Origin of the sequence: Thalassovita sp. (assembly GCF_034670005.1) — a bacterium.
GTDB lineage: Bacteria > Pseudomonadota > Alphaproteobacteria > Rhodobacterales > Rhodobacteraceae > Thalassobius.
Genome location: NZ_JAXMOH010000007.1, coordinates 147,983 through 162,406 on the forward strand (window position 1 = coordinate 147,983; position 14,424 = coordinate 162,406).

Below are 14,424 nucleotides of genomic sequence, written 5' to 3' on the forward strand. Positions count from 1 at the left end.
CAATAGCTTGGAGCGTTGATATATGTGGAAACTACGGTATTTGCTAGCGCTATTCGCGTTTGCGGCAATTGATCTTGCGCTCCCCGATGCCGTGGAAAACTCTGGCAATGCCTGTTGTGTGTCGCGCAAATGAGGTGGCGGGGCCTTAGTCACCTTTCGGGCGCATCAATGGGGCCCGGCTCAACAGATTGCCGGCATCGACCGTTTTCTGCATCAGTCGCAGCATTTCACTACGTTCATCGGCGCTCAATCCCGCCAGAATATCCGTTTGCAGCGACCAGACGAGCGGCGTGACATCTTGCAGCAGATCGTGACCCTTGTCTGTTAGGTTAAGAACCTTGGCGCGGCGGTCACTCGGGCTTGTTCTGCGTTCGATCAGCCCCTTGTTCTGCAATCGGTCCAGAACTGCCCCCATTGTCACCCGGTCATGCCCGATCAACCCGGCCAGCGTGGCTTGATCGACCTGTGGATTGGTTGCGAGTGCAGACAATGCGCTGAACTGCACCGGGGTCACATCGAAGCCGGCCTCGCGCATGCGTTCGCTGAAAACCGATACGGAAATCTGGTTTAGTCGTCGGATCAGGTGACCCGCCATGCCGTAGAGTTCCAGCACTGCTTTTGTCCTTTGAGTTTCGTAGTCCTGAGACGTGTTGTGACAGCATATAATCGATAATCTGACGAGTTTGCTAATAATTAGAATGCTTATATTGAAGTGATCTCGTCCAATGCGCGCATGTTAGGGTCGCTTCGGCACCCCGTTCATGTTTAGCTGCCTTCCATGTCGTGACGGGACGTGATGTAACGATAGGGAATGGAGCGCGGATTGAATATGGCCTCGAAGCCGTTTTAGAGAGCACCCCCATGACCGTAAGCTTTTACAATAAAGAGGAAAGCGCAAGATGAGTGGCTATCTTTTCGCTCCCCCCAAGGTTCATTCCGTCCCGGTAAAGGGTGAGACGGAGGAATACCCGATCAACCGCATTTTTTGTGTCGGCCGAAATTACGCCGCCCATGCCGCTGAAATGGGCGGGGAGGTTGACCGCGATGCGCCGTGGTATTTCACCAAATCCCCGACCGCGCATGTCGCCAGCGATACGACCGTGCCCTATCCGCCGGGCACCGAGAATTTTCACTATGAAATGGAATTGGCATTGGTGCTGGGCGCGCCGGTGTTCCGCGCGGATGAGACCGAGGCGAAGGCGGCGATCTACGGCTATGGATGCGCTTTGGACATGACACGCCGGGACCGGCAACAGGATGGCAAGGACCATCGCCGCCCTTGGGATCTGGGCAAGGATGTCGAAAACAGCGCGGTGATGGCACCGCTGACGCGGGCGTCCGACTGGCACCCGGAGGGGCAACGCATCCATCTGGAGGTCAACGGTGAAACGAAACAGGACGCAACACTGAAAGACATGGTATGGACCGTGGCCGAGATCGTGTCGCATCTATCAAGATTTTATCACCTGTCGCCCGGCGATGTGATCATGACCGGCACCCCGGCGGGGGTTGGCCCTGTGGTGGCGGGTGACAAGATCACCGGCGGGATTGACGGGCTGGATCCGATCGCACTGACATTGGGTGATCCAGAGTAACGTCTGGGAACAGAACCTAGAGTGTCGCCGGACTGGCTTGTGCGACTGCGTCGGACGGACAAGTAACCATTCAATTCCTACGAAAAAGGACCCTTTCGGCCCTTTTTTTCTGTGCGGTTACGGGACTTCCGTTTCCAATGATGGGGCGCTACCCTGCTCGACGAGGGGCGCTATGTATCCGGGTCAGATTGGTATGCCGGGGGTGAAGGATCAGGGCCCGGTCGGCAAAGGACATTGACCGGGTCGGGCAGGGGGCGCTGCCCCCCGCGTTGAACCCCTTTGGAGTTTCAACGCTTCCCCCCGGAGTATTTTGACCAAGATGAAACAGGAGAGATCACTGTTGCAAGGGCGGCGTATCCGGGTTCGCGGACAGGTGCAGGGGGTCGGGTTCCGACCCTTCATTTGGCAACTGGCGCGCAGAATGAGGTTGCGTGGCGACGTGTTGAATGATCCCGAAGGGGTATTGATCCGGGTTTCCGGGACCAATCTTGATGGTTTCGAGGCGGCGATCCGGGCCGAGCCGCCGGTGCTGGCGCGGGTCGACGCGATCGAAAGCGCTGGGCTGGATTTCGATCCACCAGAAGGTTTCGATATTCTGCCGTCGCAGGGACAGGGTGGGAAAACACGGGTGACGCCTGATGCGGCGACCTGTCCGGATTGCGTGGCTGAAATCCGCGATTCCGGGGATCGCCGTTTCGGCTATGCCTTTACCAATTGCACCCGGTGCGGCCCGCGGTTCACGATCCTGAAGGCGCTGCCTTATGACCGGGCACGAACCACGATGGCCGCCTTTCCGATGTGCCCGGACTGTGCCGCCGAATATGGCGATCCGGGGGACCGGAGGTTTCACGCTCAACCGGTGGCCTGCGCCGCCTGCGGGCCGCGTCTGTGGCTGGAGGCTGGTGGAGTGGAGATCACCGGCGATCCAATTGCAGCGGCAGCCAATAAGCTGCTGCGGGGCGAGGTGGTGGCGATTAAGGGATTGGGCGGGTTTCACCTGTGCGTCGATGCCGCCCAGCCGCAGGCCATAGCATTGCTGCGGCAGCGCAAGCAGCGGCCCGACAAGCCGCTGGCGCTGATGGCGGATGAGGCGACGATTGCGCGTCATGCTACGGTGTCCACCGAGGAATGGGCGCTGCTACGCGATCCGGCGGCACCGATTGTTCTGTTGCGCAAACGCGGTGCCGCTCTGCCCGGGGTGCTGGCACCGGGGTTGGACGTTTTGGGCTGGATGCTGCCCTATACGCCATTGCATCACCTGTTGATCGACGCGGTGAACGGACCGTTGGTGATGACCAGCGGCAATCTGTCGGGCGAACCGCAGGTTATTGGCAATCAGGAGGCGCGGGACAAGCTGGGCAGCTTTGCCGACGCCTTTGTGATGCATGACCGTGATATCGCGCGACGTCTGGATGACAGCGTCGAACGGGTTACTGAGCACGGGCCGATGGTGCTGCGACGGGCGCGGGGCCGGGTGCCGGGAACCTTGCCTGTGCCCATCGGATTCGATGATGCGCCGCAAGGGGTGGCTTATGGCGGTCAGATGAAAGCCGCAATGTGCCTGCTGAAGAAGGGACAGGCCCTTCTGGGGCATCATCTGGGCGACTTGAGCGACGCCTTGACCTGGGACGCGTTTCAGCAGGCGGATCGTGATTATACCGCTCTTTTCGATCACCGGCCCGAATGGGTGGCCTGTGATCTGCACCCCGATTTTCGCGCGTCGCGTCACGCGGAGGAAACCGGTTTGCCACTGATGCGGGTGCAGCACCATCATGCTCATCTGGCGGCCTGTCTGGGGGAAAATGGCTGGCCATTGCGAGGCGGCCAGGTGGCTGGGATCATCCTGGACGGGTTGGGGATGGGACCAGATGGCACCGTATGGGGTGGCGAGGTTTTGCTGGGCGATTATTTCGGGTTTGAGCGTCGCCACTGGTTGACGCCCGCGCCACTGATCGGCGGGGACCGGGCGCAAATGGAGCCATGGCGGAATGCGCTGGCGCGGCTGGATCAGGCCGGACTATCGGATTGGGCCGACGCATTGTTCCCACAAGCGCCGCGTGAGTTGGTGCGGCAGGCGGCCCGGGGCGGGATCAACGCGCCGATTTCGTCCAGCGCCGGGCGGGTGTTTGATGCCATCGCCGCGTGCTTGGGGATTTGCCCAATGGGACAGAGCTTCGAGGGACAGGCGGCGATGCTGCTGGAGACGCTGGCCCGGCAGGCGTCGGATACCCAAGCGGGGTTTGGCTTTGACATCCGTGGCGACGAGATCGACCCGGCCCCGATGTGGCAAGAAATGCGTCGTTTGCAAGGTTCAGGGGCACCAGCCGGGCAGATTGCATGGCAGTTTCATGCCGGGCTTGCTGGCGCTTTTGCCCGCGTGGCGCGCGCTTTGGTCGAGGCCGGAGAGGCGCAGGCCGTGGCGTTGTCGGGGGGGTGTTTTCAGAACGAATTATTATTGAAACTGACCATTGCGGCACTTGGAGATGTCCCCGTCCTGATCCATCGCACGACCCCTGCCAACGATGGCGGGCTGGCGTTCGGGCAGGCGCTGGTCGCGGCGGCACGGGGTCTGAAGGAATAATAAGGATGTTTCTGATCAATGGATCAGGCCGGGGTGGCACCGAAGGACATGACCGGTCGCGTGCGGGGGCCGGGCGTTGTCCGGCGGCGCTGACGAAGGTTGTTTCTGGGCGCCCCAATCTGTGTCGCCAACCGATCGCATGCTTGCCCCCAGTTGCAGAGTGGCGCAATCCTTGGTGGGGTGTGATGCGCTGGGCAGGTCTGCCGGCGTTTTGGATTGTGACGCTATTTGGTCCCAGCAGTGCGGTCATGCTGAAGGAGACACGGGAAGATGCATGAAATGTCGCTCTGTGAAGGGATCCGCGAGGTGATCGAGGAACAGGCCCGCATTCATGCGATTAGGGCTGTGAAGCGAGTGCGACTGGAAATCGGCCGGTTTTCCGGGGTGGAGAAATCGGCTCTCGAATTTGCCTTTGACGCGGTGATGCGCGGTTCGGTGGCCGAAGGCGCGCAGTTGGAAATGCTCGATCTGCCGGGCCGGGCGATGTGTTATGATTGCATGAAAGAGGTCGAAATCGACGACCGGCTGGCACCCTGTCCACAGTGTGGCGGGGGCAAGCTGATGCCTGTTGCGGGCAACGAGATGAGAATCAAAGATTTGGAGGTGATCTGATGTGTACAGTATGCGGATGCGGAACGGATCAGGTGGAAGGTCATCGGCACAGTCACGCGCAGGGCCCTTCCCATCACCACGGCGATATCCATTTCGGTCAGGGCCCGGCGGGCATCGAAATGGCCGGGATGACGCAGGAGCGGTTGATCGAGATTGAAACCGATATTCTTTCGAAAAACGACCGTTATGCCGCGACGAACCGGCAGGCGTTGCGGAAAATAGGAGCGTTTGCCGTTAATCTGGTGTCGTCGCCGGGATCGGGTAAGACAACCCTGTTGTGCAAAACCATCGAAGCCCTTGGAGATCAACCGCTGGCAGTGATCGAAGGCGATCAGCAGACTGCGAATGACGCCGACCGTATCCGCGCCACCGGAGCGCAGGCGGTTCAGGTCAATACCGGCAAGGGCTGCCATCTGGATGGACATATGGTGGGCCACGCGATGGACCATCTCGATATTGCGGCAGGGTCGCTGCTGTTTATCGAAAATGTCGGTAATCTGGTTTGCCCTGCTGGTTTCGATCTGGGCGAGGATTGCAAGATCGCGATCCTCAGCGTGACCGAGGGCGAAGACAAGCCACTGAAATATCCCGATATGTTCACGGCATCGAAATTGGCGCTGCTGAACAAAATTGATCTGGCACCGCATTGCGATGTCGATATGGAGCTTTATGAAGAAAATTTGCGTCGGGTGAATCCACAGATCGAGATCATCCGTCTTAGCGCCCGAACCGGCGAAGGGATGCAGAAATGGGTGACTTGGCTGACCGCCAATCTGGTCGCCAAATCCGTCACAGCGGCGGAATAGGCGATGTTGGACTGCCTGCCCGCGGGGGGCTGGTTGATGATGCCGAACAGTCCGGGCCGCCATGCGGATTGATCTCGAAGACAGCTTTGACTGTATCTTCGCGGCGATGGATCTGGATCTTAACGAGGTCGGGGTTCGTGTCAGGTTCGAGTTCTAAAATATTGTGAAAACAGAATAGTCCGAGATTTGCGTAGAAGAGGATAACTGACATGTGCTTAGGCATTCCCGGCCAGATCATTGCCGTGACGCAGCCGGAAAAAATGATGGCGCTGGCCGAGGTGTCGGGGGTTCGTCGAGAAGTCAACGTCGCCCCTGTTGCCACCGGTCCGTTGGATGACCTGATCGGCAAATGGATCCTGATTCATGTCGGCTTCGCCATGGCGCTGATCGACGAAGACGAGGCAGCGGCGACGCTGGAAGCATTGCGCGGTCTGGGCGAGGCGCAGGAAGCGCTGGATGCGATGGCGGCGGGTGATGCGGCCTTGGAGGGGGGATCATGAAATATGCAGAGGAATTCCGCGATCCCAAGGCGGCCAAGGCGTTGCTGACGTTGATTTCCGAGGTGGTGGATGACATCGGCGCAACCCGGGAAAAGCCCATTCACATCATGGAAATCTGTGGTGGGCATACCCATGCGATTTTCCGCTATGGGCTCGACAAGCTGGTGCATGATGGGATCGAATTCATTCACGGGCCCGGCTGCCCGGTCTGCGTTCTGCCGATGAGCCGTGTCGATGAATGCATTGAAATTGCAGGCAAAGAGGGGGTGATCTTTACCACTTTTGGCGACGCGATGCGGGTGCCGGGGACACAGAAATCGCTGTTGCAAGCCAAGGCGGAGGGGGCCGATATCCGCATGGTCTATTCGCCGCTCGACGCGCTGGAGCTGGCGCGGCGCAACCCGGATCGCGAAGTAGTGTTCTTTGGGTTGGGATTCGAGACCACCACGCCTTCGACAGCCTTCTCGATCCAGGCCGCGGCGCGCGAGGAGCTGACGAATTTCAGTATTTTTTGCAATCACATCACCGTGCCAGCGCCGATCAAGGTTTTGCTGGACGATCCGCATATGGTGCTGGATGGATTTGTCGGACCGGGTCATGTCAGCATGGTGATTGGAACCCATCCCTATGATTTCATAGCGCAGGATTATGGCAAACCGATCGTGGTGGCGGGGTTCGAACCTCTGGACCTGCTGCAATCGGTATTGATGGTGTTGCAGCAGATTCGTGACGGGCGTGCAGAGGTGGAAAACCAATATGCCCGGGTGGTGCCGGAACATGGCAACCCGGTGAGTCTTGCCGCCATTTCTGATGTTTATGAACCACGCCCAAGCTTCGAATGGCGCGGGTTGGGCGAGATCGAGGAAAGCGGGCTGCGGATCAGGACCCGCTATGCGGCGTTCGATGCGGAGGTCAAGTTTGGCATCGGCTATGCTGCGGAGACGAGGGGAGTGGAAGAACCCGAAGGGTGTTCTTGCGGCGCGGTGATGACCGGGCGGATGAAGCCGGTGCACTGCATGCAATTCGGTCGCGGCTGCACACCTGAAACGCCGTTGGGGGCGTTGATGGTCAGTTCCGAAGGTGCCTGTGCGGCCTATTACCAATATGGCGGTGCGCGGGCGGCCGCGGAATGAGGGGGGCGCTGCCCCCACCGTTGAAAATCATGGATTATCAACGACTCCCCCGGGATATTTGTAAAAAGAAGAAAACGGTATGGCATTGAGAGATGAACGGGTGACGCTGGCCCATGGGGGGGGCGGCAAGGCGATGCGGGATTTGATCGAGGAGGTGTTCACATCCGTTTTTCATCCCGACGGGATGGAGGATCAGGCGCGGTTGCAGGCCGACGCGCTGTCCGAGCCGGGCGCGCGGCTGGCGTTTACCACCGACAGTTTCGTGGTCGACCCGGTCGAATTTCCTGGTGGCGATATTGGCAAGCTTGCCGTCTGCGGCACGGTGAACGATCTGGCGGTGGGGGGCGCGCGGCCGCTTTGGTTGTCGGCTGCTTTTATCATCGAGGAAGGCGTGGAAGTGGCGCTTCTGCGCCGTATCGTGGCCTCGATGGCTGCGGAAGCGGACAAAGCCGGTGTGCGGATCGTGACCGGGGACACCAAGGTGGTCGGGCGCGGCATGGCCGACAAGGTTTTTGTCACTACCGCCGGGGTTGGGGTGATCCCGGCGGGGTGCGATTTACGGGCGGAACATGTCCGGGCGGGCGACGTGGTGATTGTCAACGGCGTTCTGGGCGATCACGGCGCAGCAATTCTGGCGGCGCGGGGAGAAATGGCGCTGAGTGCGGAAATCGTTTCGGATTGTCAGGGGCTGGGTCATCTGATGGCAGCGGTGAGTGCCGCGGTTCCGGACTTGAAGACGGCACGGGATGCGACGCGAGGGGGAGTGGCATCGGTTCTGAACGAGATCGCCGACGCTGCTGGCGTTGGTATCGAGATCGATGAAACAGCGCTGCCGCTGCGGGCCGAGGTCAGGGGGATGTGCGAAATCCTTGGTCTCGACCCGTTGTATCTGGCCAATGAAGGGACGCTGGTCCTGTTCGTGCCGGAAGAGCAGATCGAGGCGGCGCTGAGCGCGATGCGGGCGACTGAGGCCGGGCGCGATGCCGTTGTCATCGGGCGGGCCTATGACGGTCCACCGGGGCGGGTAACAATGCGGACCGCCTTTGGTGGTCAGCGTATCGTGGACATGCTGGTTGGCGAACAACTGCCGCGCATTTGCTGAATTCATGGCGGTTTCCCGCCCGGGCAGATCAGACTACGGGAATTCCCGCATTGGTAGATCGCCGCGATGAGGGCATACATACTTTTAGTTAAAACTACAGCAATATGAGCAGGACGATTGTCCCTATGCGACGTGGAAACCGAATGAGAACAAATGCAAGGATGGTGCCAGGCGATCAAAAACCGCCGCAGAGCAAACGCTTCGTATCAAGGACTACTGAAAGGGAGGCCACCATGTCGTTCCAGTTCCAACCCTCCGATTTGGCTGACAGCACTCTTGTCCCTCTTTCTGCCCCCCAGAAGAAGGAATTCACGCTGAATTCGGGATGGTGGATGCTTCCTTTCTTGTCCAGCGGCGCGTTGTTCTGGTTCTGGTTCGTCCCCACGGTTGCCCAGAACCTGTCCTGAGCTACGGGGGCGAGGATTCATCCCCAGAATACCTCGTCCCTGTACAAACTTTCGTCTTTTCTCATATGAGCAGGGCGTGCCGATGGCACGTCCTGTTTCGTTTTCAGTCCTGTACGGCAGGAATGAGGGGAGGCGGGGAAGGATGAGCCGGACCAGATGGCGGGGTCAGCGAAACCAGCCAGCCAATGTGGCGATCTGAAAGCGCAAGGCGCCTGACAGGCTGAGAATCGCGCAGCTGATCAGAATGAAAACCCGGAACGGGTCGTTTTCGGTCATCACCGCTTCGGCGATCAGCCACAGGCCGACCCCCAGAAAGCAGAGTGTGGAAATCATCTGTCCGACAGAGCCTTTGCGCGAATTTTTCATCTGTTAAGTCTCCTTTCGGCCAATCATGCAGCATTCATGCCATTTTCATCGAAGCGGAAGTCACTGGGCAGATCGATTTCGGGCATATTGTCATCGCCGCCCTGATCAAGCTGATAGATATAGGCCAGGATCGTGGCGACGGCGGCATAGAGCCCGGGATGGATTTCGCCGCCGATCTGGCTGGAAAAGTAGATGGCGCGTGCCAGCGGCGGGGCCTGAAGGATGCGAATGTCATGTTCGGCGGCGCGTTCGCGAATCTGAAAGGCCATCGAACCTTCGCCAAGCGCCAGCACGATCGGAGCCACGGATTCGCCGGGAACATAGCGCAGGGCGACCGAGAAATGTTTCGGGTTGGTAATGATGGCGGTGGCATTGGGCACATCTTCAAGCGCCTTGCGCTGGGTCGCGCCCTGCTGGGCTGCTTCCATCTGGCGGCGGCGGATCGCACCTTTGACTTCCGGCGAACCTTCGGTCTGTTTCGATTCGTCCTTGATTTCCTGCTTGGTCATTTTCAGGTTCTTGTTCATGCTGAATGCCTGCCAGAACAGGTCGACCGCCCCGATCATCGCCAGCCCCAGCACAAGCGCGCTGAGCACCCGATAGGTGACCTGTGACAGCGTCGACATCGCGCCGCCCACGGTCATGAAGGCGGTAGTGTCCAGCGTCGGCAGCCATTGCCACAGGACCCATCCTGCCAACCCGCCCAGCAAAAATACCTTCATCAGCGCCTTGCCCAGTTCGACCAGGGCCTTGGTCGACACCATTTTGGCGACGCCTTTGAGAATGTTGAATTTTTCGAATTTGGGTTCCATGTTCTTGCTGGAAAAGATCAACCCGCCCATTGCGGCCTGCATACCCAGCGTCACCGCCAGCAAAGGCAGACCAATGGCAAGCGAGATCAAGCCGACATATTTTGTCCCCAGTAACAGGCGCGAGGCCAGCAGCGTGTCCAGCGTTTCAGCAGAGCCAAAGCGGAAAAAGCTGCTCCAGGCATGTGCGATGGTAGACCCGAACAGGCCGGCCGCCATCAGGATCGCGATGGCCCCGCCCATCGAGGCAAAGACGAACATTTCCTTTGAGGTGATAACCTTGCCGTCGTCGCGCGCATCCTGTTTCTTTTTCGGCGTCGGTTCTTCTGTTTTTTCCTGCCCGTCGTCGCTCTCAGCCATTGGCGGCCTCCATCATCATCTGCATCAGCGCGTCGATTGATGCCTCGATCAGTTTGTCCATTGCCATGCCCAGGATCGGCGCACCGAGATAAAGTAGAACGATCGTGACCGTCATGGTCAGCGGGAAGCCGAAAGAAAAAATGTTAAGTTGCGGGGCAGAGCGGGTGATCACCCCGATCCCCATATTGACCAAAAGCAGAACCGACACGACCGGCATCATCAGTCGCACCGCAAAACCGAACATTTCGCCCGCCGCTGCGATACCGGACTGGATCAGGATACCGGTATCGAACAGGGTTCCGGGCGGGATGACTTTGTAGCTGTCCAGCATGATACGCAGGGCGATCAGATGGCTGTCGGAAGCGACAAAAAACACCATCAAGGCCAGGCTGAACAATTGTCCCACCACCGGGGCCTGCGTCCCCGAGGCCGGGTCAATCTGTGCGGCAAAGCCGAGCCCAGCAGTCGAGGCGATCCGGTCCCCCGCCATCACCGCGGCAGAGAAGAAAATCATCAGCAGAAGCCCGGCAGAAACCCCGATGGCCAATTCACCAAGGACTAACCCGACTGCGCGCGCTGTCATGAGCACTTCGGGATCGGGCAATTCTGCGAAACTCATCACCGGGATGGTCAGGATGACCGAGGTCACAATGCGGACCTGCAGCGGAATGAAGCGCGCACCGAAAACCGGCGCGGCGATGATGAAACCGCCGATCCGCAGCATGGCGAACAAAAACAACAGCGCCATATCCAAAGCTTCGCCCAGTTGCAGGGCGGGTATCCCGGATTCGTATGACACCAGATTTTCCATTGATCACCGCAGGCTGGCGACCATGTCGAAGACATGAGTGAAATAATCGGTCAGATTGGTCATCATGAAACCCGATGCCAATCCCATCGTGACCAGCACGATGGCCAGTTTCGGCACAAAGCTGAGCGTCGCTTCGTTGATTGAGGTCGCGGCCTGGATGATGCCGACGAATAGACCCACCGCCAGCGCCACGCCCAGCACCGGGCCGGCGGTCATCAGAATGTTCCAATAAGCCATTTGCAGCTGTTCGATATTGGCGTCGAAATCCATCTGTTATCCTCCTACGCCGCTGGAAAAGCTGTTGACCAGTGACCCCATTGTCAGGGCCCAGCCATCGACCAGAACGAATAGCAACAGCTTGAACGGCAACGACACCAGCATCGGTGACAGCATCATCATGCCCAAAGCCATCAGGATCGAAGCGATCACCATGTCGATCACCAGAAACGGCAAGAACAGCAGGAACCCAATCTGAAATGCGGTTTTTAGTTCAGAGGTGATGAATGCCGGCAGCATCACCGAGACCGGCACATCGGCTTCACTGTCATACGGGCCGTCACCAGCCAGATCGGCAAACATCATCAGGTCGTTTTTGCGGGTGTTTTCGATCAGGAAGCCGCCGATCAGGTCGCGCCCCCGTTCCAGCGCGGCAGGCGCGGCCATCTGTCCGTCCAGATAGGGCGCGACGGCTGTATCATAAACTTGGGTCAGCATCGGCTGCATGACGAAGAAACTCAGGAACAAGGCAATGGCCACCAGCACCTGATTAGGCGGGGTCTGCTGAGTGCCAAGCGCCTGACGCAGGATCGACAACACGATGATGATACGGGTAAAGGCGCTCATCCCGAGCACGATCGAAGGTAGCAGAGTCAGCGCTGTCATCAGCACCAGAATTTGCAGAGACAGGGAATATTGCGTTTCGCCGTCGCCGCCGGGGCTGGTGATTTCCAGCGCTGGCAAACCCTGTGCGAGGGCAGGGCCTGAGGCCAGGATCAGGGTGAATACAATCGCAAGCAGCCGTATCATGCCGCCACCGTCGCGAGCGCCGGCTTCGACGGTTCCGGTGTCAGTGCTGTGATGACTGGAGGCTGACGTTTGGTGGTGACAACCAGAAATTCAGATCCATCCACGCTGAGCAGCATCGCGCGGGCGTCGGGGCCGAGCGCGGTGACCTCGGCCAGTTGCATCCGGCGGCCTTTGGCGATCCGACCGGATAATTTCGAACGATTGGCCTGAACCAGCATCAGCACAGCAACCAATGCAGCCAGAAACCCGCCGACCGTCAATAGCTGGTCGATTTGCAGGATATCGGTACTCATAACACGTCTCTCCTAAACGGTTAACTAACCGATTAGGGGCATGTTTCATGCCAAACTGCGACGTCTGGCAAATTTGGCTGGATTCTGATTTGGAGCGATCAGATATGCATCCGGTCTTTCGGGTCGACGATGTCACCAAAACGAATGCCGAAACGTTCACCAACCACCACAACTTCGCCCTTGGCGATCGTGGTGCCGTTGATCTGAATATCCAGAGGATCACCTGCCAGCCGGTCCAGCTCGACCACCGATCCTTCGTTCAGTTTCAAAAGATCCTGAATGGTAATCTCGGTTCGGCCCACTTCAACGGTCAGGCGTACCTTGACCGTTTCCAGAACGCCCAGACCGCTGAGCAGCTGGCTGGCTTCCGATTCTTGGGGTTGCGGGGTGGTGGCGGGAAGGGCGGGATCTTGCACGGTGGTTTCGTCACTCATCGCGGTGGTCCTTTCAAAAATGAGGGCCAGATCAGTCTGGAATTCTGCGGGTCAGGTTCAGGGCGGATTTGCCGGCGGATTCGCCGAGGTCTGCATCGAATATCGGTCGGCCTTCGACCAGCAAACGTGGGGCAGGGGTCATCTGCACCGGCACGACTTCTCCCGGAGAGACATTTCCTATCCGGCCCAGCGAAACCGATGGTTCGGCCAGAATGGCGGTCAGGCTCAGCGGTACGTTCAGCACGGCGCGTTCCATCTTTTCGCGCCAGGTCATATCTTCTTCCAACAGATCCGAATGCATCCGCGACCGCAGCTGCCCGGCAATCGGTTTCAGTGTCTGCAAGGGATAAATGATATCGAAATTCGCCGGATCGGTGTCGGGCAGTTGCACCATGAAGGAACAGTTCACCACCAGATCGTCGGCATCTGCAAAGCTGGCAAAGCTAAGGTTTTCTTCACGGTTTTGCAGTTCAAAGCTGATCGGCATCAGATCGCGCCAGGCCAGCGCCATAGATTCGTTCAAACCGTTTGAAATCAGTTCGATCACCCGCTGTTCGGTCGGGGTGAATTCAGTCCTTGAATTCTGGGTTTTACGGATAGTGCCGCCATAATAGGAATCGGTCAACATCGAGATAAAGCTGGGTGGGATGACCATCATCTGGTTGCCGCGCAGGGCCTCGATCCGGCTGGTGGTCAGGCTGACAAAATTTTCCACCTCGTCGCTGTAATCGGCAAAGGTCTTTACCTCGGGCGGGAATGCCGAAATCCGTGGTTGCAGTCGCAGCATCGGCAGGAACACCGACCGCGCCAGTCGGCAGAACCGTTCGTTGATCATCCTAAGCCCGTAATAGTCGCCCATCAGAGACAGGTTGTTGTCCCCGAATTGATACGGTTTGTAAGATATGTCGCCGTCCTTGAGTTCGTCCTCTTCGGTCGAATCAAGTTCCATCAAACCGCCGACGAGGGCGGCGAGTTCATTGCTGGAAAGTTTATGCGTGCCAGACATATCGTTCCTCATTGCATCACGAAAACAGGAAAAAACACACCCTCGATACCACCGAACCCTTCTAGCTGTTCCAGCCGGTGGTTGATGGCGTCGCCCAATGCGGCTGACAGCGCATCGCGGCCTGCGGTTCCTTCGACATCTTCTTCGGTAAAACTGCTGATCACGGCCAACATGTCAGAGCGTAGCGCCATCCGGTGGGTTTGAACATTGCGCAACACCGTTTTGTCATATTGGGTCGACAGGCCAATGCCCAATTGCAGGAAACGGGTCGATCCCTTCAGATTTGTAGTCAGAGGTTCGGGGAATTCGTAATATTGCGTCTCGAAAACCGGGGCGTCAGGCAAATCGCGCGGTACTTTTTGCGGATTGTCGCCGGCGGAGTGGTGAACACCATCCGAGCCGGTTTCCTCAATCAGGCGCAGCACTTCATCTGCCGGACTCATCGTGGATTGGGCAAAATACTGACCAGCGACAAATCCACCCGAAGCCAGCCCGCTCGCCAAAATCAGCTGAAACAGGGTCTTCAGGATGCCGCCCTTCTTCTTGGCTGATCCATCAATTGTAACGTTTGCCATAACCATTT

General features: G+C 58.4%; 18 protein-coding genes. 8 read left to right on the forward strand and 10 right to left on the reverse strand.

What is annotated here, in order from left to right; translation table 11 throughout:
- Positions 1-145: 145 nt before the first annotated feature.
- Complete coding sequence (locus VOI23_RS13380) at positions 146-613, reverse strand: MarR family winged helix-turn-helix transcriptional regulator (RefSeq protein ID WP_323785381.1); 468 nt, start codon at positions 611-613, stop codon at positions 146-148.
- A gap of 286 nt (positions 614-899) precedes the next feature.
- On the opposite strand from VOI23_RS13380, the gene VOI23_RS13385 reads away from it, so the two are divergent.
- The 8 genes from VOI23_RS13385 to VOI23_RS13420 all read left to right on the forward strand — a co-directional run bounded on the left by VOI23_RS13385 (position 900) and on the right by VOI23_RS13420 (position 8,736).
- Positions 900-1,595 carry a fumarylacetoacetate hydrolase family protein gene (locus VOI23_RS13385; RefSeq protein ID WP_323785382.1) on the forward strand — a complete coding sequence of 232 codons (696 nt, stop codon included), beginning with the start codon at positions 900-902 and terminating at the stop codon, positions 1,593-1,595.
- A gap of 319 nt (positions 1,596-1,914) precedes the next feature.
- Positions 1,915-4,176 carry a carbamoyltransferase HypF gene (gene hypF, locus VOI23_RS13390; RefSeq protein ID WP_323785383.1) on the forward strand — a complete coding sequence of 754 codons (2,262 nt, stop codon included), beginning with the start codon at positions 1,915-1,917 and terminating at the stop codon, positions 4,174-4,176.
- Between the two features lie 270 nt (positions 4,177-4,446).
- On the forward strand, positions 4,447-4,788 hold the full coding sequence (hypA, locus tag VOI23_RS13395; RefSeq protein ID WP_323785384.1) for a hydrogenase maturation nickel metallochaperone HypA: 342 nt from the start codon (positions 4,447-4,449) through the stop codon (positions 4,786-4,788).
- Positions 4,788-5,594, forward strand: a complete 807-nt coding sequence (gene hypB, locus VOI23_RS13400; protein WP_323785385.1) for a hydrogenase nickel incorporation protein HypB — start codon at positions 4,788-4,790, stop codon at positions 5,592-5,594. The genes hypA and hypB overlap by 1 nt, the downstream gene beginning before the upstream one ends.
- Before the next feature lie 209 nt (positions 5,595-5,803).
- Positions 5,804-6,094 (forward strand): HypC/HybG/HupF family hydrogenase formation chaperone, encoded by a 291-nt coding sequence (gene hypC, locus VOI23_RS13405; RefSeq protein ID WP_323785386.1) that lies wholly within the window; start codon positions 5,804-5,806, stop codon positions 6,092-6,094.
- Positions 6,091-7,227: a hydrogenase formation protein HypD gene (gene hypD / locus VOI23_RS13410; protein ID WP_323785388.1), complete on the forward strand. Its 1,137-nt coding sequence runs from the start codon at positions 6,091-6,093 to the stop codon at positions 7,225-7,227. The genes hypC and hypD overlap by 4 nt, the downstream gene beginning before the upstream one ends.
- Positions 7,228-7,306: 79 nt before the next feature.
- Positions 7,307-8,329 carry a hydrogenase expression/formation protein HypE gene (gene hypE, locus VOI23_RS13415; RefSeq protein WP_323785389.1) on the forward strand — a complete coding sequence of 341 codons (1,023 nt, stop codon included), beginning with the start codon at positions 7,307-7,309 and terminating at the stop codon, positions 8,327-8,329.
- A gap of 233 nt (positions 8,330-8,562) precedes the next feature.
- Positions 8,563-8,736 carry a hypothetical protein gene (locus VOI23_RS13420; protein ID WP_323785390.1) on the forward strand — a complete coding sequence of 58 codons (174 nt, stop codon included), beginning with the start codon at positions 8,563-8,565 and terminating at the stop codon, positions 8,734-8,736.
- Between the two features lie 165 nt (positions 8,737-8,901).
- Here the strand turns inward: VOI23_RS13420 and VOI23_RS13425 are convergent, their stop codons facing one another.
- The 9 genes from VOI23_RS13425 to VOI23_RS13465 all read right to left on the reverse strand — a co-directional run bounded on the left by VOI23_RS13425 (position 8,902) and on the right by VOI23_RS13465 (position 14,416).
- Complete coding sequence (locus VOI23_RS13425) at positions 8,902-9,102, reverse strand: hypothetical protein (protein ID WP_323785391.1); 201 nt, start codon at positions 9,100-9,102, stop codon at positions 8,902-8,904.
- Between the two features lie 23 nt (positions 9,103-9,125).
- The gene (gene flhB / locus VOI23_RS13430) at positions 9,126-10,271 is read right to left on the reverse strand and encodes a flagellar biosynthesis protein FlhB (RefSeq protein ID WP_323785392.1); all 1,146 of its coding nucleotides are present in this window, start codon (positions 10,269-10,271) and stop codon (positions 9,126-9,128) included.
- On the reverse strand, positions 10,264-11,070 hold the full coding sequence (fliR, locus tag VOI23_RS13435) for a flagellar biosynthetic protein FliR (RefSeq protein ID WP_323785393.1): 807 nt from the start codon (positions 11,068-11,070) through the stop codon (positions 10,264-10,266). Before fliR ends, flhB begins: the two co-directional genes overlap by 8 nt.
- A gap of 15 nt (positions 11,071-11,085) precedes the next feature.
- Complete coding sequence (gene fliQ / locus VOI23_RS13440) at positions 11,086-11,352, reverse strand: flagellar biosynthesis protein FliQ (RefSeq protein WP_323785395.1); 267 nt, start codon at positions 11,350-11,352, stop codon at positions 11,086-11,088.
- Between the two features lie 3 nt (positions 11,353-11,355).
- A complete protein-coding gene (gene fliP / locus VOI23_RS13445) occupies positions 11,356-12,108 on the reverse strand; it encodes a flagellar type III secretion system pore protein FliP (RefSeq protein ID WP_323785397.1) in 753 nt (250 codons plus the stop codon).
- Complete coding sequence (locus VOI23_RS13450) at positions 12,105-12,401, reverse strand: flagellar assembly protein FliO (protein WP_323785399.1); 297 nt, start codon at positions 12,399-12,401, stop codon at positions 12,105-12,107. The genes fliP and VOI23_RS13450 overlap by 4 nt, the downstream gene beginning before the upstream one ends.
- Positions 12,402-12,499: 98 nt before the next feature.
- Positions 12,500-12,835, reverse strand: coding sequence for a flagellar motor switch protein FliN (gene fliN / locus VOI23_RS13455; protein ID WP_323785400.1), 336 nt, complete (start codon positions 12,833-12,835; stop codon positions 12,500-12,502).
- 31 nt (positions 12,836-12,866) lie between these two features.
- The gene (gene fliM, locus VOI23_RS13460) at positions 12,867-13,841 is read right to left on the reverse strand and encodes a flagellar motor switch protein FliM (protein ID WP_323785401.1); all 975 of its coding nucleotides are present in this window, start codon (positions 13,839-13,841) and stop codon (positions 12,867-12,869) included.
- Positions 13,842-13,849: 8 nt separating this feature from the next.
- A complete protein-coding gene (locus VOI23_RS13465; protein ID WP_323785402.1) occupies positions 13,850-14,416 on the reverse strand; it encodes a flagellar basal body-associated FliL family protein in 567 nt (188 codons plus the stop codon).
- Positions 14,417-14,424 lie beyond the last annotated feature (8 nt).

Bases quoted from the DNA above. Each gene is read 5' to 3' on its own strand.
- VOI23_RS13385 (WP_323785382.1), top strand. From the start codon at position 900: ATGAGTGGCTATCTTTTCGCTCCCCCCAAGGTTCATTCCGTCCCGGTA.
- hypF (WP_323785383.1), top strand. From the start codon at position 1,915: ATGAAACAGGAGAGATCACTGTTGCAAGGGCGGCGTATCCGGGTTCGC.
- hypA (WP_323785384.1), top strand. From the start codon at position 4,447: ATGCATGAAATGTCGCTCTGTGAAGGGATCCGCGAGGTGATCGAGGAA.
- hypB (WP_323785385.1), top strand. From the start codon at position 4,788: ATGTGTACAGTATGCGGATGCGGAACGGATCAGGTGGAAGGTCATCGG.
- hypC (WP_323785386.1), top strand. From the start codon at position 5,804: ATGTGCTTAGGCATTCCCGGCCAGATCATTGCCGTGACGCAGCCGGAA.
- hypD (WP_323785388.1), top strand. From the start codon at position 6,091: ATGAAATATGCAGAGGAATTCCGCGATCCCAAGGCGGCCAAGGCGTTG.
- hypE (WP_323785389.1), top strand. From the start codon at position 7,307: ATGGCATTGAGAGATGAACGGGTGACGCTGGCCCATGGGGGGGGCGGC.
- VOI23_RS13420 (WP_323785390.1), top strand. From the start codon at position 8,563: ATGTCGTTCCAGTTCCAACCCTCCGATTTGGCTGACAGCACTCTTGTC.
- VOI23_RS13425 (WP_323785391.1), bottom strand. From the start codon at position 9,102: ATGAAAAATTCGCGCAAAGGCTCTGTCGGACAGATGATTTCCACACTC.
- flhB (WP_323785392.1), bottom strand. From the start codon at position 10,271: ATGGCTGAGAGCGACGACGGGCAGGAAAAAACAGAAGAACCGACGCCG.
- fliQ (WP_323785395.1), bottom strand. From the start codon at position 11,352: ATGGATTTCGACGCCAATATCGAACAGCTGCAAATGGCTTATTGGAAC.
- fliP (WP_323785397.1), bottom strand. From the start codon at position 12,108: ATGATACGGCTGCTTGCGATTGTATTCACCCTGATCCTGGCCTCAGGC.
- VOI23_RS13450 (WP_323785399.1), bottom strand. From the start codon at position 12,401: ATGAGTACCGATATCCTGCAAATCGACCAGCTATTGACGGTCGGCGGG.
- fliN (WP_323785400.1), bottom strand. From the start codon at position 12,835: ATGAGTGACGAAACCACCGTGCAAGATCCCGCCCTTCCCGCCACCACC.
- fliM (WP_323785401.1), bottom strand. From the start codon at position 13,841: ATGTCTGGCACGCATAAACTTTCCAGCAATGAACTCGCCGCCCTCGTC.
- VOI23_RS13465 (WP_323785402.1), bottom strand. From the start codon at position 14,416: ATGGCAAACGTTACAATTGATGGATCAGCCAAGAAGAAGGGCGGCATC.